Below are 17,390 nucleotides of genomic sequence, written 5' to 3'. Positions count from 1 at the left end.
TGGCGGCACCGGGTCCTGGCACGTGGCGTCCGACCGTTCGACCGCTCCCGAGCGAACGGCATCGCGTGCCGTTGCTGATTCTGTAGTCAGATACCAGCATCCCGACCTTTCGGTCGGGATGGTCCGTGTCGGTCACCACAACGTGAGTTGGGGGTCCTGACGACGGTCTCTCGTTTCCTTCCCGCGCGGGGCGGGTTTTGCGCCACCGGCCCACTCCGCCGTGGCCTTGCGGCCATGGCGGGTGGTGCGGGTCTACGGTCTGCTCCACGAGGCTTCGACACTGGCGTGTCCCGGTCTCCGGCCACTCCGGTACCGGTCCTGCAGGCGGCCGCCAGGGCGGCCAGGTTGCGTGCGGCGTTGACGTCCCGGTCCAGCACCAGGCCGCACTCGTCGCAGCGGAAGACGCGCGCGGACAGGGGCAGTTTGGCTTTCACTGCCTTGCACCGCGAGCAGGTTTTCGAAGAGGCGAACCACCGGCCGGCGACGACCAGGCGCCCGCTCATCCAGGTGGTCTTGTAGCCGAGTCGGCGGCGGATCTGGCCGAAGGAGGCGTCGGCGATGGACCGGGCCAGGCGCCGGTTCTTGAGCATCCCGGCCACGTTCAGGTCTTCGACCACGATCGTCCCGTACTCGCGGGCCAGAGACGTGGTGAGCTTGTGCAGCGCGTTCTCGCGCAGGTTCGCCACCCGGTGGTGGACCCGGTTGCGCTCCACGTTGGCTTTGTACCACCTCCTCGACGGCACCCGCCCGGTGCGACGGTCCGGCCCCTGACGACGTGACACTGTCCGGGATGCACGGCGCAACCGCTTCAGGTGTGTGTTGAGATGGCGGGAGTTGGGGACGTGGCGGGTTCGGCCTGTGTCATCGGCGACCACAGCCAGGGTCTTCACCCCCAGGACCACCCCCGCCACCGCCTCCGGACGCGCCGGGGCAGCGGTGCCGTGCTTCACCTCGACCTGGAAGGCCACCCGCCACCGACCCGGGGAGGAGACCGTCGTGCCCCGTTCGATGGTCGATCTGGGGCGGCTCGAACGGGACCAGGGGCGGGTCGAGGAGGCCCGTGCGTGGCTGGAGAAGGCCGTCGGGACGGGAGAGCCCGAGGCGGTCGACACGGCCGAGGACGTGCTGCGGGAGATGGACGGCGACGCCGGTCCGTGACGGCCGGTCCGCACCCGCCTGAATCCGCACCCGCCTGAATCCGCCTGTATCCGCCCGCACCCGATCTAACCCGGCGCGCCCGGCGGGCCGGTGAGAAGTGCCACAGATCCGCCCGGGGTTCGCTGGTCGGACCGTGTGTGGCCGGGGTTGTGGCGCGCCTCTCGGACGTGTGCGCGGCGCACCACGATCGGCGTGGACTTTAGGTCGAATTGACCACGTGCGCTCGGTGTATAGGATGCCCGAGGCGGTCGCGGAGCGTCACATCGACGTCCGACGAGCTACCTCCCTGTCTCCCCCTGGAAGCGGTCCGGCCCTGTGCGCCGACCCGCCGCTTCCAGGTGCCCGCGTTCTCTCCTAGAGAGGTAGAGATGACCCCTGCCACCGTCGGCCTCGCGCTCCTGCTGTTGGGCGTGCTGCTGCTGATCTCGAAGCTCGTCCGGGTCAAGTGGAAGCTCACTCAGCGGCTGTACCTGCCGGCTTCCATCATCGGCGGCGCCATCGCCCTGCTCCTGGGCCCCGACGTCTTCGGGCGCCTGATGGGACTGCTGGCCGACCGGGGCATCGCCGAGGGATTCGCCGAACGCGCCGCCGAGGGCGGCCTGTTCGGCGTCGACGTGATGACGGTGTGGTCCTCCCTGCCCGGGCTGCTGATCTCGGTGGTCTTCGCCGGACTGTTCCTCGGCAAGCGGATGCCGAAGCTGCGTGAGGCCGTCGACCTGGCCGGACCCAACCTGGCCTTCGGCATCAGCGTGGCCAGCGGCCAGTACGTCATCGGCCTCCTCCTGGCCCTGCTCGTGCTCGTGCCGGTGTTCAACGTGCCGGTGATCTCCGGCGCGCTGATCGAGATCGGCTTCCTCGGCGGGCACGGCACCGCGGCCGGACTGGGCGACACCTTCGACCAGGTCGGCTGGGCCGAGGGCCAGGACCTGGCGCTGGGCATGGCCACGGTGGGCCTGTTGTCCGGGATCATCGTCGGCATCGTGCTGATCAACTGGGGCGCCCGCCGCGGCAAGTCCAGCGTCATCGACGCCGGCTCCAAGGGCACCGTCAACGAGCAGGCCGGCCTGGTCGAGCGGGAGAAGCGCTCCTCCGGCGCGATCATGACGATCCACCCCTCGTCCATGGACCCGCTGACGCTGCACTTCGGTCTGGTCTCGGTCGCGGTACTGATCGGCCAGCTGCTCCTGATGGGTCTCCAGGCGCTGGAGCAGGCCCTGTGGGCCGACCGGATCGAGGTCATGGCCTACGTGCCGCTGTTCCCGATGGCGATGATCGGCGGCATCGTGCTGCAGCTGTTCATCGACAGGTTCGACAAGAACGGCATCGTCGACCAGAAGACGGTCGAGCGGGTGCAGGGGTTCTCCCTGGACGTGCTGATCATCGCCGCTATGGCGACGCTGTCGCTGCAGGCCATCGCGGACAACTTCGCCGCGTTCGCGCTGCTGACCGTGGCCGGTGTGCTGTGGTGCGTGTTCGCGTTCCTGTTCCTGGCGCCGCGCATGATGCCCAGCTTCTGGTTCGAGCGCGGTATCGGTGAGTTCGGGCAGTCCCTGGGCGTCACCGCCACCGGTCTGGTGCTGATGCGCGTGGTGGACCCGGAGCTGAAGACCCCGGCCTACCCGGCGTTCGGGTACAAGCAGCTCATCTTCGAGCCGTTCTTCGGCGGCGGCCTCATCACCGCGGCCGCGATTCCGCTGATCGTCAGTCCGCAGGTGGGCGCGTTGGGCTTCCTGGCGTTCATGGCGGTGGTCATGGCGGTCAGCCTGTTCATGGGGCTGTTCGTGCTCCGGCGCCGCCACCGGCGGGCGGCGGCCGCGGCGGGCGAGACCGCCGACGGCGCCTCCGCCACGTCGGGCGCCTCCTCCGAGGCGTCCTGACCGGTTCCGGCCACGCCGGAGACCGCACGAGTCCACGTCCAGGGCGACGGCCCTGGTCAGGCCCCGTTCCCGCGTACACGAGCGGGGGCGGGGCCTTCGTTGTGCGGTGCGACGGCCGTGGTCGGCGGGGTGCGGGCGAACCACCGGGGCCTCCGGGGCCGGTGGGGGATCGCCCCGGATGCCGTACGGTCGTGGTGTTCTGGGTGGATTGCGGCCGGTATCCGTGCAGCGGGGCCGGTCGACCCGCTCTTCCCCCCGATCGCCCGACTCGCGGTTCCCCCTGACTGAGAGAAGTGACGATGAGCCTCATCAAGACCCTCGCCCGCCGTGTGACCGTGACGGCGACGGCGGCCCTGCTCCTACCCGCCCTGGCGGTGGTCCCCGCGGCGAACGCGGCGGAGCCGCCCGGGGAGGCGGTGGAGGAGGTCGAGATCCTCGTGACCAACGACCACGAGATCGTCGAACTCGGCGCCGAAGGCGAGTACGAGGACGTCGAGGAGTACCTGGAGGAGACCGCCGAGGAGGCCGGAGACTCCGACGTCTCGACCCTGGGCACCGGGATGGGCTACCTCAGCAGCGGGACCCTGAAGATCGTCACCTCGGGCTGCAGGACGGCCACGGTCTCCTACAACAAGAGGAGCGGATCGACGATCTCCGTGCGGTTCCGTGTGTACGGGGACGGCGGCTGGGCCTCGACCCCGTCCTCCACGCGCAGCGTCAGCAGCGGCGGCTACACCTCGGCGTACTTCTCGGGCACGAAGAACAGCCGGCTGCGCGGCGAGATGCAGGTCTCCGGCCAGGGGAACTTCCTCACGTCCTACGCGCCCTGCCGCTGATCGCCGCGCCGATCGGCCCACCGGCTCCGCGGCCCCGGGCCCGGCTCCGCGGCCCCGGCTCCGCGGCCCCGGCCCCGGCCCCGCCACGGGACTCGGCGCCGGGGTCGAAGGCCCGCGCGGCAGGCAGCGGCGCTGGAGCCGGTGCCCGGTCACGGTCACGGCACGGGAGCGTGCCGCGTCCGCGCGTAGGTGAGGCGCCGCAGCAGCACCTCGGCCGGGCCCCGGTGACCGGTGCGGCGCAGGACCTCCGCCAGGACCACGGTGCTCGCCCAGGTCGCGACCGCCACCACCGCGGCGCCCGTGAGACCGAGCGTCGCACCGAGCCCGCCGGCGTAGGGCGCGAACACGAGCGTGAACACCACCGACTGGGCCAGGTAGCAGGTCAGCGACCGCTCTCCGACCGCCGCCACAGCGCGCACGAGCGGGCCCCGCCGGTCCTCCAGACGCCACGCCACCAGGGCGAGCACGGCCGCCCATCCCAGGCCGCCGGCCCAGCCACTGAGGTCGTGCGCGACCCCCAGCAGGGACCCCGTGAGAGGGGAGACCGCCGGCGCCGGCTGCGCGACCGCCAGAGCGTCCGGCAGGCCGACGGCGACCGCGATCCCCAGCCCGATCACCGCCGTGCGCACCAGCAGCCTCCGGTGCCGTCCCGGTTCCTCCAGGACGCGTCGCCGTCCCGCCCACACTCCGAGCAGGATCATCGGCAGGGCGACCAGGAGCAGCGTGATGGGGGTGTAGAGCAACCACTCCTGGACGCGCTCGACGACCGCGAGCCCGAACACCTCCTGCGACAACGACGGCGCGCTGATCGATCCGTCTTCGCCGCCCGAGTTCAAAAGGACGACCAGGGTCGTGCTCAGTACGGCCGAGAAGGCGGCGAACGCCCCGGCGGTCCACAGCAGGGTCGTGTCCCTGGCGCGCAGCAGCCCGACGAACAGCAGCACGGCCAGCCCGTAGGTGCCGACGATGTCCACCGGCAGGAACAGGGCGGCGTGCACGAAGCCGATCGCCACCATCGACCAGCCGCGGCGGCGCAGGAGCACACGGGCGTGCACCCAGCTGCCGCCCTGGGCTCGGACCCGTTCCAGGATCCGCACCATGCCGTAGCCGAAGACGAGGGCGAACAGGGAGATCGCGCGCGCGTTGACCAGAGTGGACTGGACGAGCGCCACGGCCTGGTCGGCCACCGTCCGCACCAGGTCGGGGCCGACCAGGAAGAACTGCGCGTTGGCCAGCGCGATGAACAACAGCATGAACCCGCGTGCGAGGTCCGGGGCGAGTGATCGGGTGGGGGAGGGAGCCGCTCTGGGGCTCCCGACGTCGTGGGTCACGGTGACTCACCGGTCCTCTCGATCCGTGTGTCAACGAAGCTACGGAGATCGGAGCGCCCGGCCCATGGCCCTGGCGGGTCTGTTGCCGTTAGGGCTGGCTCTACCATCGGCGGTCATGTAGGTTGTGCGGGTGTCGCGTGCCTCCGACCAAGAGCAGTGGGCCGGTCGGTGGGTATGGAGGCACCATGAACACCCGGGGAGCCGCACTGTGAGTACACACACCGCGCACCGCATCTGAGCCGCGGGCGTGACCGTGCACCCGTGCACCGTGACCACGCCCTGACGCGCCGACCCTTCGCGGCCTCCCCGAATCCACGGACCCTGCGGGCCTTCGCGTGCCCGGACTTCCTCCACGCCTCACCCGCGCTCCGCACCCCTGTGCGCCGAGCCGTCGCGGGTGCCTTCGGGGCGGTCGCGCCCTCCACCATGAGCGATCACACCTGAAGGAGAACATTGACCGAGAACCCGCACGCCCCGACCGAACCGCACGTCAGCGACTTCAACGTCCCCGTCGTGGCGGAGTTCCGCGCCAATGGCGGCCGCGTCGGCGGCATGTTCGAGGGCGGCGACCTGCTGCTGCTCACCACCGTCGGCGCCCGGTCCGGCGCGGAGCACACCACCCCGCTGGGATACGTCCGCGTCGAGGACCGACTGCTGGTCGTCGGCTCGGCGGGCGGGGCCGATCGGCACCCGGACTGGTACCGCAACATCCTCGCCCACCCCATGGTCACCGTGGAGCTGGGCGCCGAGACGTTCGGCGCCGTCGCCGTTCCCACCGAGGGCGCGGACCGGGACCGCCTGTTCGACGAGATCGTGCGCCAGGTCCCGGGATACGGCGACTACCAGAAGGGGACCGACCGGGTCCTGCCGGTCGTGGCCCTGGAACAGCGCTACGAGGAGGCCGCCCAGGTCGCCACCGACTTCGCCGAGAAGCTCGTCGAGATCCACGCCTGGCTGCGCGGGCAGTTGGCGCACGTGAGGGCGGAGGCGGAGGCCTATCTCGCCGAGCGGGCCCGGAGCCCGCGGGGCGAGGGCCCGCCGGCGCCGGGCCTCAGCCTGCAGCTGCGCCAGCACTGCCTGGCCTTTTGCGAGTCGCTGCACTTCCACCACGACAGCGAGGAACTGATGTTCCCGCGGCTGGAGGAGGGCGACCCGGAGCTGGCCCGGACCCTGGACCGGTTGCGGGAGGAGCACCGCACGGTCGACCGTCTGCGCGGTGAACTGGAGGCGCTCATCGCCGACCTGGCCACCGCCGACCCGGAGCGGTTCCGCACGGAGGTGGACCGGATGTCCACGGAGCTGATCGCCCACCTCGACTACGAGGAGGCCGAGCTGTTCCCGACGCTGTCGGCCATCCCGTTCCCGCCCGGCCCTTCGGCCTAGCGTCGCGGCCGGGAAGCCCGGCCCTTCGGCCCAGCACCCTCCGGGGTCGGGAGTGACCAACGTGAAGCCCCTGTGGCAACGGACATGATCTCGTGGTGAGACCTGTCCTACCAGGGGCTTCACGTCTGTTCGGGGTCAGGGTCGGCCCGTACCGGCCCGTGCTCGCCCATGGCGGACCGCCGGTTCGCTGAGAAGACCTCACCCTCCTCGGCATGACAGCGCTTCGTGCCCGGTGGAGATCCTCCCGGACCCGGCAACGGTGCAGACGGGGCGGATCGCGTCGCCAGGATCTGAGAGAGCGCTCTCTTGACAGCCCACAAAACCCTCTATAACCTCCACAAACAGTCGAGTAAGCCATCTCTCATGAAGTGTTCATCACATACCCCCCACATAGGAGTGCACGTGCTTCTCGTTCGACGCAAGAGCGCGGTCGCGGTGGTCTCGGGGCTGACCGTCACCGCTCTGGTCCTCACGGGCTGCGGTGGCGCGGACGCGCCGCCCAGCGCCGACAACCCCCTAGAGCTGACCGTGACGACCTTCGGAACCTTCGGGTACGACGACCTGTACGCCGAGTACGAGGCAGCCAATCCGCACATCACCATCAACGCGACGAACGTCGACAGCAGCGGCAACGCGCGCACCGACGTCTACACCAAGCTCGCGGCCGGCTCGGGGCTCAGTGACGTGGTCGCGATCGAGGAGGGTTGGCTGGGCTCGATCATGGACGTCTCGGACAGCTTCGTCGACCTCAACGACCACGGCGCCGCCGACATCGCCGACAACTGGGTCGACTGGAAGTTCGAGCAGGGCACGGACGCAGAGGGCCGCGTGATCGGGTACGGCACCGACATCGGCCCGCAGGGCCTGTGCTACAACGGCGCGCTCCTGGAGGAGGCCGGGATGGACAGCGACCGCGAAGCGGTCGCCGAGATGCTCGGGGGCGACGGCGCCACCTGGGAGCAGTACTTCGACGCGGGCCGGGAGTACCACGAGGCCACGGGCAAGCCCTGGTACGACCAGTCGAGCTTCATCTGGAACTCCATGGTGAACCAGATGGAGGAGGGCTACTACACCGCTGACGGTGAGCTCAACGTGGAGGACAACGCCGCGCTCAGGGAGAACTTCATGCTCCTGGCGGCCGCGACCGGTGACGGGCTGTCCGCCGACCAGGAGGCCCACGACTGGGGCAACGGCCAGGCCTTCGTGGACGGATCCTTCGCGACACTCGTCTGCCCGGGCTGGATGCTCGGCAAGGTGCGCGAGCAGCTCGAGTCCGCCGGTGGCGGTCCGGAGAGCGGTTGGGACTTCGCCGACGTGTTCCCCGGTGGCGCCGCGAACTGGGGAGGAGCCTTCCTCGCCGTCCCGCAGACCTCCGAGCACCAGGAGGAGGCGGCCGCCCTCGCCGCTTGGCTGACCCACCCGGACCAGCAGATCACGGTGTCGGAGACCGTCGGGAACTTCCCGAGCACGATCGAGGCCCAAGAGTACGTCGCCGAGCAGGCCACGCCGAACGAGATGCTCAACGACGCCCCGACCGGAACGATCCTCGCCTCGCGCGCGGAGGGCGTCGTCGCCCAGTTCAAGGGACCCGACGACTCCGTCATCCAGGAGAACGTGTTCCGGCCCGCGCTGCAGCTCCTCGACGACGAGACGGCCACGGCCGACGAGGCGTGGGATGAGGCCATGCGCCTCTTCGACGAGCTCATCGACGAGAACTGACGATGCCGGAGCGGGGCCGCCGGAGACGGACCGTCGGCCCCCGGCGGGATATGAGACTGACATGAAAACCACAGTGGACCGGCCCGAAGCGACCGTGCCGCCACGGACAACACCCAAACCCCCACTGAAGAACCGGCTGAGTGCCCTCGACGTCAAAGCCTCGCCCTACCTGTACATCGCGCCGTTCTTCCTCCTGTTCGCCCTCGTCGGGCTCTTTCCGCTGGTCTACACCTTCGTGGTCTCGCTCTACGACTGGCACCTGCTCCGTGGCCAGGGAGACTTCGTCGGCCTACGGAACTTCGCCGAGGTGCTGCAGGACCGCTTCTTCTGGAACTCGCTGCTCAACACCGTCAGCATCTTCCTGTGGTCGACGATCCCGCAGGTCGCCATGGCCACCTGCATCGCGGCGATCCTGGACCAGAACCTGCGCGCCAAGACGTTCTGGCGCATGTCGATCCTGGTGCCGTACGTCGTCACCCCGGTCGCCGTGGCCATCATCTTCACGAACATGTACGGCGAGCAGTACGGGCTCATCAACAACCTGCTCACCAACATCGGGATCGACCCGATCGGGTGGAAGAGCGACGTCATTCCCAGCCACATCGCGATCGCGTCGATGGTCAACTGGCGGTGGACGGGATACAACGCGCTGATCCTGCTCGCCGCCATGCAGGCCGTCCCGCGTGACATCTACGAGGCGGCGTCGATCGACGGGGCCGGTGCCGTGCGCCGGTTCTTCAGCGTCACGCTGCCCAGCATCCGGCTGACGATGGCCTTCGTCGTGATCACGTCGACCATCGGCGGGCTCCAGATCTTCACCGAGCCGCGCCTGTTCGACCCGGCCACGTCGGGTGGGCCCCAGCGCCAGTTCCAGACGACGGTGCTCTACCTCTGGGAGATGGCCTTCCAGCGCCAGGACTTCGGTAAGGCCGCCACCGTCGCGTGGCTACTGTTCCTGATCATCGTGCTGTTCGCGTCGGTCAACTACCTCTTCTCCCGCAGGATCCCCTCCGGGGAGGCCACCGTGCCCCGGGACGGTCGGCGCGCGCGTCGAGCCGCGGTCGCCGCGGCCCGGCGCGTGGAGGATGCCGCCGAGCGCGTGGACCGCGCCGACGGCGCCGGCCCGCGGGTGTCACCCCCCGTCGACAGGAGCTCCAGTGAGCGCTGATCTGGAAACCCGTCCCGCCCCCGCCGCGGGCCCGAGGCGCCCGTCACGACGGGGGAGACGGTCGGGGGGCAGCCGCGGCCGCCCCGGCTTCTTGACCTACGGCCTGCTCATCGCCCTCCTGGTCGGCTCGGTCTACCCGCTGTGGTGGTCGACGGTCATCGCCAGCCGGTCCAACGCCGCCCTCGGGCTGGACTGGCCCCCGCTCTTCCCCGGTGGCAACTTCTGGACGAACGTCGGCCAGGTCTTCGACGCCATCCCGTTCTGGCTCGCCCTGGGCAACAGCATCCTCATCTCGAGCATCATCACGGTCTCCGTCGTCACCTTCTCGACCTTGGCCGGGTACTCGTTCGCGAAGCTGAGGTTCAAGGGCCGGGACGGCCTCATGGTCAGCGTGGTCGTGACCATGGCCATCCCGACCCAGCTGGGGATCATCCCCCTGTTCATGCTGATGCGGACGCTGGGCTGGACCGGCGAGATCGGCGCGGTGATCATCCCGACCCTGGTGACCGCCTTCGGCGTCTTCTTCATGCGCCAGTACCTCGTCACCGCCATCCCCGGCGAGCTGATCGAAGCGGCGCGCGTGGACGGCGCCAGCATGATCCGCACCTTCTGGCACGTCGCCCTCCCGGCGGCACGGCCGGCGATGGCGATCCTGGGGCTGTTCACGTTCATGATGGCCTGGACGGACTTCCTGTGGCCGCTGCTGGTGCTCGACGCCGACAACCCCACCCTCCAGACCGCTCTCAGCCAGCTCCAGTCCGCGCACTTCGTGGACTACTCGATCGTGCTGACCGGCGCGGTGATGGCGACCATCCCCCTGCTCGTGCTCTTCGTACTGGCGGGCAGGCAGCTTATTTCCGGAATCATGCAAGGAGCGGTGAAGGGCTGATGACACCCATGGATCCGAACGTCTGGCCGGCGGGATTCCTCTGGGGATCGGCGACCGCCGCCGCACAGGTGGAGGGCGCCGGCCACGAGGACGGCAAGGAGGACTCGGTCTGGGACGCCTTCGCGCGCGTCCCCGGCGCCGTCGCCCGGGGTGAGGACCTCGAGGTCGCGGCCGACCACTACCACCGCATGCCCGAGGACGTGCGGCTCATGAAGCGGCTCGGCCTGGGCTCCTACCGCTTCTCGACGAGCTGGGCCCGCGTGCGCCCCGGCGACCGCGCGGTGAACGCCAAGGGCCTCGACTTCTACTCGCGTCTGGTCGACGAGCTGCTCGAGGCCGGCATCCTGCCGTGGCTCACGCTCTACCACTGGGACCTACCGCAGGCACTGGAGGAGCGGGGCGGCTGGCCGAACCGCGACACCGCCTACCGCTTCGTCGAGTACGCCACGGACGTCTACGACGCGCTGGGCGACCGGGTCGAGCACTGGACGACCTTCAACGAGCCGTTCTGCTCCTCGCTGCTGGGGTACGGCTCCGGGGCTCACGCGCCCGGCCGGCAGGACCCCCGGGCGGCGATCGCCGCCCTGCACCATCAGCACCTCGCGCACGGCCTGGCCGTGGCCGAGCTCCGGGCGCGCGGAGCGCAGCACCTGGGCATCACGCTCAACCTGAGCAACTCGATACCCAAGGATCCGCAGGACCCGATCGACCTGGAGGCGGCACGCCGCTTCGACTCGCTGCAGAACCGCGTCTTCCTCGACCCGCTGCTGCGCGGCTCCTACCCGCAGGACACGATGCGCGACCTGGCACCGTTCGGCCTCGCGGAGGTCGTCCAGCCCGGTGACCTGGAGATCATCTCGGCGCCGCTCGACTTCCTGGGGGTGAACCACTACCACGACGACCTGATCAGCGGTCACATCGAGGAGCGGGGCGGCGACGGGCACGCGGGCGGCGGCCAGCGCCCCACGGCCTCGGCCTGGATCGGGTCCGAGATCGCGTTCCCCAGCCGGGGGCTGCCGCGCACGGGTATGGGGTGGGAGGTCAACCCCGACGGGTTGCGCCACCTCCTGGTGCGGCTCGGCGACGAGTACCCCGGCCTTCCGCCCCTGTACGTGACGGAGAACGGCTCGGCCTACGACGACGAGGTGGCGGCCGACAACCGCATCCACGACGTCGAACGGACCGACTACCTCCTGAACCACGTGGCCGCGGTGGGGCGGGCCATCGACGAGGGGGCCGACGTCCGCGGCTACTTCGTCTGGTCGCTGCTGGACAACTTCGAGTGGTCCTGGGGGTACGGCAAGCGATTCGGTATCGTACGAGTGGACTACGACTCACTGCGACGTACTGTCAAAGACAGCGGGTGGGCCTACGCCCGTCTGATCAGCGCCGTGTCCGAGGCGTCGACGCCGATGGACCCGCTCGGCACCCAACGCCCCACCTGACGGCCATTCCCTGAGGGCACACCTACGAACGGAGGTACTGTGACAGGCGATGCGGTTTCGGAGCAGTCCAGAGCTGCGCCGACACTGGAGATGGTGGCCACACTGGCCGGCGTCTCACGGGCCACTGCGTCGCGCGCCATCAACGGCGCCACGACCGTGGATCCGGATCTTGTCGCCGCGGTCAACAAAGCTGTGAACGCCCTCAACTATGTGCCCAACCGCGCGGCACGGTCACTCGTGACCAAGCGCGCGCAGGCGGTGACGCTCGTGGTTCCCGAATCGACCACGAAAGTCTTCGCGGACCCGTTCTTCGGCTCCGTCGTCGAGGGTATGTCGCAGTACCTCTCGGGTGTCGAGTACACGCTCAACATGGTCATCTCTTCGGAGACCAATCCCGCACAGACACGGCGCTATCTCATGGGCAGCAACGTCGACGGCGTCCTGGTGGTGTCCCATCACATGGGAGACCTGTCGTGGACCACTCTGGACAGTTCACTGCCGATCGTCTTCGCGGGACGGCCGTTGATCGGCGAGAAGACCAGGCACTACATCGAGGTCGACAACGAACAGGGCGCTGCCCGGGGAACGCAACACCTCGTCTCCCGGGGCCGACGCAACATCGCCACCATCGCCGGTCCGCAGGATATGCCGCCCGGCATCGATCGCCTCCGCGGCTGGCGTCGGGCACTCAAGGAGGCCGGGCTGCCTGACAACGCGGTGGAGATCGGGGACTTCACCATCGCCTCCGGAGCGGAGACGATGCGTCGCCTGCTCGACCGGAACCAGCCGATCGACGGGCTGTTCGCCGCGAACGACCAGATGGCCGCGGGCGCCTACTCGGTGCTTCAGGCGCGCGGGCTGCGCATCCCCGAGGACATAGCGGTCGTGGGCTTCGATGACGGCGAGATCGCATCGGCACTCGTACCGGCTCTCACCACTGTGCACCATCCGATCGTGCAGATGGGACAACGCATGGCGGAGATGCTGGTCGGTTTGATCGAGGGCAAGCCCACCGACCGGGTCGTGCGGCTGACGAGCTCACTCGTGATTCGCGATTCGGCATGACCGTGGTCCGCGAACGACTCTGTTCCGGCCCTGTCGGCCCGATGCCTCCGGCCCGGATCATGCCACGAACTGTTTCCGTCGCCTGATTCCTCCCCGATCCCGGATTTCCCCTCGGGTGCGCCGTCAACCGCCCAGGATCGCGCCGATGTTGACCTCGGTGCCCAGGAACATGGATCCGACGATGAGCAGCAGCAGGCCCGGCAACAGGGTCACCGCGGTCACCATCGTGACCCTGGGGTTCATCCGCTGGGCCTTGCGCCGCATGTACTGGGCGTCGGCGCGCCGCATGTCCAGGCTGATGTTCACCAGGGTCTCGCTGAGCGGGGAGCCCAGCTCCTCGGCCTGCTGGATCGCGGTCACGAACTTGCTGAGCGCCTCGTTGCGGTTGCGTCGGCGCAGTGTCTCGAAGGCCTCCCGGCGGGACGTGCCCAGGTCCATCTGTTGCAGGACCAGTGCGAACTCGCTGGCCAGGACGCCCGGCATGGACTCCGACACCCGGGCCACGGCGGCACGGAACGACATCCCGGCGCTCACCGTCACCGCCAGCACGTCCAGGAAGTCCGGCAGCTGCGACTGCACCTGGTCGGCGCGCTCCTGGCCCTGCACGTAGAGGCTGAGGTCGGTCAGCCCGGCGAAGGCCAGCACGATCAGGCCGATCAGCGGGTTGCCGGTGACGAACATCAGCACGCCGACCGAGCCGTACAGGGCCACCTCGCCGACCTTGCGCTGGAGGTAGCGCTCCAGGGTCAGACCGTCGGGGCGGCCCGCCGCCTCGATCCGCTCGGAGATCGACCGGCGCCGCCGGTGGCCGAGGGAGGCCAGGATCGAGGGCGCGAAGGGCCGTCCGACGGCCTCGGTGATCCGGTGCAGGACGAAGGTCTGTTCGCTCCTGGTCCGCGGCAGGTGCATGGTGGGGTCGTTGCCGGGCACCCGGGTCTGGGACATGGTCATGTACAGGCCGTAGCACGCCGCCAGCACGACCAGCGCGCCGGCCAGCGCGGCCACGAGGGGGAAGAGGAAGAGCAGGTCACTCACCGGGGCCTCACAGGTTGAACTTGGTGATGCGCGACACCAGGACGAAACCGATGGTGAACAGGGCCGCCACCGTCAGGAGCACCGCGATGCCCGCGACGGACGTGGTCATCACGCGCATGATGCCCGGCTCGATCGCGTTGATCATGAACAGCGCGCCCACGGACATGAACCCCAGGGCCCACACGGTGCTGGTGGTCTCGCTGAGGATGGTCTGCACCTCGCGTCTGGTCTCCTTGCGGTTCTCCAGGGTGGTGGAGATGTTGCGCAGGGCCGTGACCAGCGAGCCGCCGGAGCGGGAGGCGACCACCAGCGTGGACACCAGAACGCCGAGCTCGCGCGAGGGCATGCGCTCGCGCAGTTCCTTGACGGCCTCCTCCAGGCTGGCGCCGAGCTTCATCGACTCGGCCATACGGCCCAGTTCCTCGCCCGCGGGGCCGTCCAACTCGTCGGCGGCCATCGAGATCGCGGTCGGCAGGGCCAGGCCGGCCGAGGTGGCGTTGCCCAGCACCCGGGCCAGGTCCGGGAGCTGGGAGGTGAACTCCTCGCGCCGCTTGGCCTCGGCCCGGTTGAGATAGGAGAAGAACAGGAACGCCACACCCGCCGCGGCCAGGATCCCGAAGAACGGGGCGAGCACCTGCCACACGACGATGACCGCCAGCAGCGAACCGCCCAGCAGCGCCCCCACGAACGTGGACAGCCGCACCTCCGACCCCGAGCGGGCGATCCGGCGGTGCAGGCGTGCGCCCCACTGGGTGCGGTAGATCGCCGCGTCCAGCCGGGCGGAGGGGGTCGCGGCCTCGTACTCGGCCTGGGCCAGGGCGCTGCGGGCGGCGATCAACCGCCGCTGCTGGGCGCTGGCCACGAACTCCCACAGAGACCACAGGGCCAGGACCAGGACCAGGGCGAGACCGCCGAGGATCGCCATGATCTGCCAGTTCAACGGGGACTCCATTCGGGTCGGGGGGATGCGGATCGCGGGGGTGCTGCGGCCGTCCGTCGAGGGCGGTGGCCCCACCTCCCGCGGAGCGACCCCGGGGAGGTGGCGGGCGAGGGGCGGGGGTGCTGCGGCCGAGGGCCGAGGGTGGTGGTCCCACGCCTCGCGGAGCGACCCCGGGGCCGGTGGCGGTGACGGGTGGGCTAGCGACCACCTCTCTTCGAGTCGTCGCTGACCACGCCGAACGCCGCGGGGATGGTCTCGCCCACGTGGTAGATCCGTCCGGCGACGTGCCGGGGCAGGGGGTAGTGGCGGAACTCGCCCTCGACGGCGCGGTTGGCGGCCATCGGCAGCGCCTCGAACAGCATCACCGGGTCCAGCCGGAACTCCTCACGGCGGCGGGAGGAGACCACGGCGATCTCGTTGACCCGGCGCGAGCCGTCCGGCCACCGGCCCAGGTGCACGATCGCGTCCACGGCGTTGTTGATCTGGTCGCGGATCGCGTCGTAGGGCACGTGCCCCTCGCTCATGGTGGCCAGGGTCTGCAACCGGTAGATGGCGTCGTCGGCGGAGTTGGCGTGCACGGTCACCAGGGAGCCGTCGTGGCCGGTGTTCATCGCCTGGAGCATGTCGATGGTCTCGGCGCCGCGGACCTCGCCCACGATGATGCGGTCCGGGCGCATCCGCAGGGCGTTGCGCACCAGGTCGCGGATGGCGATCTCGCCGCGCCCCTCGATGTTGGGCGGGCGCGACTCCAGCCGCACCACGTGGTCCTGCATCAACTGGAGCTCGGCGGAGTCCTCGATGGTGACGATGCGCTCGGTGGTGGGAACGAACGCCGACAGGGCGTTGAGGAAGGTGGTCTTGCCGCTGCCGGTACCGCCCGAGACCACGATGTTGAACCGTGCCCGCACCATCGCCGCGAGCAGGATGCCCGTAGCGGGGTCCAGGCTGCCCATCCGCACGAGCTCCTCGACCGGGTAGGGCTTGGGGAAGCGCCGGATGGTGAGGATCGGCCCGGACAGCGACAGCGGCGGGATGATGACGTTGACGCGCTCACCGGTGGGGAGCCGGGCGTCGACCATCGGTGACGACTCGTCCACCCGGCGGTTGACCAGCGACACGATCCGGTCGATGGTCTGGTAGAGCTGTTCCTCGCCGTTGAAGGCCGCGTCCACCCGCTGCATGCGCCCGCCGCGCTCGATGAACACGTTGTCCGGCCCGTTCACCATGATCTCGGTGACGGTCTCGTCGGCCAGCAGGGGCTCCAGGACTCCCAGTCCCAGGGCCTCGTCGACGACGCGGCGGATGAGCACGGAACGTTCCCGTTCGGACATCACCGGGCCCTCGCGGGTCAGGATGTGCCCGACGACCTTCTCCAGCCGGACCCGCCGCTGGGCGAGGGTCAGCCGGGTCAGGTCCTCCAGGTTGATCTCCTCCAGCAGGCGCCGGCGCCAGTGCGTCACGCTGCTGCTGTCCGTCCGCCCCTCGGCGGCGCGGTCCTCTTCCAGACGATCCTTCAGACCCATGGCCTGTGTCCCCCTTCCTCGGAGCGTGTTCGTCGGTGGCGCGCCCGGTCGCACGGCACCCTAGGGCGTGTTCCGTGGGTACTCGCCCTGCCGCGCGACGGGCGGCATCCACGGAAAACGCCCTAGCGACCCCCTCGTCGCCCGGGTCCGTCGGCGGCCGCCCGTCCTCACACATCGGGCATGTCCACGCGTCGGGTCAGGGTGAGGTCGAACCCCGATGCGGAGAAGACGATCGGCAGCGGGTGGGAGACCTCGACGTAGAACCCGTCGTGGTCGTTGGCCGAGGCGGTGACGGTGGCGTCGTCCAGCCACACGGGCAGGGCCGCGCGCGCCTCGGCCTCGGCACCGCCGAGTTCCTGGCTGCCCGCGACCCGGGCTCCCGCGCGGGCCGCCGACTCCAGGCGTTCGGCGGCCACGAAGGCCAGGAAGGCCTCGACCGCGACCACCGCGGTGATGAGAAGGATGGGGAAGATCGCGGCGAACTCCAGCAGGGGGCCGCCCCGGTCGGCGTGGCGCCCGCGGGCGCGCAGTGCGCTCATCCGGCCACCTCCCGGTGCTGGACCTCGGGCGGCGACTCAGCCGGGTCCTCCGGCGGCGGATCCTGGTCGGGCGGCCCGCCCCGGGGCGCGACCTCGGCCACCACACCGGCCTCACCGGTGATGTCCCAGGGCCCGGACGCGCCGGGCAGGAAGATCGGCATGGCCAGGGTCACCTGCGCGTAGCGCCGCCCGTCGCGTTCGACGACCGCGACGGTCATCACGTCGTCGCCGTCCCACGGTGAGCGGACCCGCTTGCGGGCCTCCTCCTCGATGCGCGCGGGCTCGTCGGGGGTCACCGCGGCCTGGCGCGCGGCCTCGGCGGCGCCGTGCGAGGCGTACATCGAGGTGAGACCGAGCAGCAGCACCTGCCACACCAGGGCCAGCGCCAACAGCAGGAAGGGCACCGCGGCGGCGAACTCCACGATGACGCCGCCGCGGTCGTTCCCGCGCCGGCGTGTGCGCGGTCCGCGAGCCGGCGGCCG

16 protein-coding genes are annotated in these 17,390 nt (G+C 70.1%); 9 read left to right on the top strand and 7 right to left on the bottom strand.

Annotated features, from left to right (window positions below; all coding sequences use genetic code 11):
• Window positions 1-86 precede the first annotated feature (86 nt).
• Window positions 87-968: a transposase gene (locus tag DFP74_RS30105; RefSeq protein ID WP_233571226.1), complete on the bottom strand. Its 882-nt coding sequence runs from the start codon at window positions 966-968 to the stop codon at window positions 87-89.
• A gap of 28 nt (window positions 969-996) precedes the next feature.
• On the opposite strand from DFP74_RS30105, the gene DFP74_RS34075 reads away from it, so the two are divergent.
• The 3 genes from DFP74_RS34075 (at window position 997) to DFP74_RS30095 (ending at window position 3,871) form a co-directional block, all read left to right on the top strand.
• Entirely contained in the window at window positions 997-1,158 is a 162-nt protein-coding gene (locus tag DFP74_RS34075; RefSeq protein WP_199725992.1) for a tetratricopeptide repeat protein, read from the top strand.
• Window positions 1,159-1,526: 368 nt separating this feature from the next.
• Entirely contained in the window at window positions 1,527-3,035 is a 1,509-nt protein-coding gene (locus DFP74_RS30100) for a sodium/glutamate symporter (RefSeq protein ID WP_121186966.1), read from the top strand.
• 299 nt (window positions 3,036-3,334) lie between these two features.
• A complete protein-coding gene (locus tag DFP74_RS30095; protein ID WP_121186964.1) occupies window positions 3,335-3,871 on the top strand; it encodes a hypothetical protein in 537 nt (178 codons plus the stop codon).
• 155 nt (window positions 3,872-4,026) lie between these two features.
• Here DFP74_RS30095 and DFP74_RS30090 read toward each other — a convergent pair whose 3' ends face one another.
• On the bottom strand, window positions 4,027-5,202 hold the full coding sequence (locus DFP74_RS30090; RefSeq protein WP_233571225.1) for a DUF418 domain-containing protein: 1,176 nt from the start codon (window positions 5,200-5,202) through the stop codon (window positions 4,027-4,029).
• Window positions 5,203-5,655: 453 nt separating this feature from the next.
• On the opposite strand from DFP74_RS30090, the gene DFP74_RS30085 reads away from it, so the two are divergent.
• From DFP74_RS30085 to DFP74_RS30060, 6 genes are all read left to right on the top strand, one after another.
• Window positions 5,656-6,585, top strand: coding sequence for a nitroreductase/quinone reductase family protein (locus DFP74_RS30085; RefSeq protein ID WP_121186960.1), 930 nt, complete (start codon window positions 5,656-5,658; stop codon window positions 6,583-6,585).
• Window positions 6,586-6,987: 402 nt separating this feature from the next.
• Window positions 6,988-8,304, top strand: coding sequence for an ABC transporter substrate-binding protein (locus DFP74_RS30080; RefSeq protein WP_199725823.1), 1,317 nt, complete (start codon window positions 6,988-6,990; stop codon window positions 8,302-8,304).
• 61 nt (window positions 8,305-8,365) lie between these two features.
• Window positions 8,366-9,472, top strand: coding sequence for a carbohydrate ABC transporter permease (locus tag DFP74_RS30075; RefSeq protein WP_121186956.1), 1,107 nt, complete (start codon window positions 8,366-8,368; stop codon window positions 9,470-9,472).
• 91 nt (window positions 9,473-9,563) lie between these two features.
• Window positions 9,564-10,361, top strand: coding sequence for a carbohydrate ABC transporter permease (locus DFP74_RS30070; RefSeq protein WP_233571224.1), 798 nt, complete (start codon window positions 9,564-9,566; stop codon window positions 10,359-10,361).
• Window positions 10,361-11,806, top strand: coding sequence for a GH1 family beta-glucosidase (locus DFP74_RS30065; protein WP_121186952.1), 1,446 nt, complete (start codon window positions 10,361-10,363; stop codon window positions 11,804-11,806). Before DFP74_RS30070 ends, DFP74_RS30065 begins: the two co-directional genes overlap by 1 nt.
• 39 nt (window positions 11,807-11,845) lie before the next feature.
• The gene (locus DFP74_RS30060; protein ID WP_199725822.1) at window positions 11,846-12,871 is read left to right on the top strand and encodes a LacI family DNA-binding transcriptional regulator; all 1,026 of its coding nucleotides are present in this window, start codon (window positions 11,846-11,848) and stop codon (window positions 12,869-12,871) included.
• 123 nt (window positions 12,872-12,994) lie between these two features.
• Here DFP74_RS30060 and DFP74_RS30055 read toward each other — a convergent pair whose 3' ends face one another.
• The 5 genes from DFP74_RS30055 to DFP74_RS30035 form a co-directional block, all read right to left on the bottom strand.
• Window positions 12,995-13,906: a type II secretion system F family protein gene (locus tag DFP74_RS30055; protein WP_121186948.1), complete on the bottom strand. Its 912-nt coding sequence runs from the start codon at window positions 13,904-13,906 to the stop codon at window positions 12,995-12,997.
• Window positions 13,907-13,913: 7 nt separating this feature from the next.
• Entirely contained in the window at window positions 13,914-14,846 is a 933-nt protein-coding gene (locus DFP74_RS30050) for a type II secretion system F family protein (RefSeq protein WP_121186946.1), read from the bottom strand.
• Window positions 14,847-15,043: 197 nt separating this feature from the next.
• Entirely contained in the window at window positions 15,044-16,369 is a 1,326-nt protein-coding gene (locus DFP74_RS30045; protein WP_121186944.1) for a CpaF family protein, read from the bottom strand.
• 167 nt (window positions 16,370-16,536) lie between these two features.
• Window positions 16,537-16,908 carry a TadE/TadG family type IV pilus assembly protein gene (locus tag DFP74_RS30040; protein WP_121186942.1) on the bottom strand — a complete coding sequence of 124 codons (372 nt, stop codon included), beginning with the start codon at window positions 16,906-16,908 and terminating at the stop codon, window positions 16,537-16,539.
• Window positions 16,905-17,330, bottom strand: coding sequence for a pilus assembly protein (locus DFP74_RS30035; protein WP_121188620.1), 426 nt, complete (start codon window positions 17,328-17,330; stop codon window positions 16,905-16,907). The genes DFP74_RS30040 and DFP74_RS30035 overlap by 4 nt, the downstream gene beginning before the upstream one ends.
• Window positions 17,331-17,390: the final 60 nt, after the last annotated feature.

Origin of the sequence: Nocardiopsis sp. Huas11, assembly GCF_003634495.1 — a bacterium.
Classification (GTDB): Bacteria; Actinomycetota; Actinomycetes; order Streptosporangiales; family Streptosporangiaceae; genus Nocardiopsis.
Note: the sequence above shows the minus strand (reverse complement) of the source record. Positions and strands in the feature narration are given on the sequence as shown.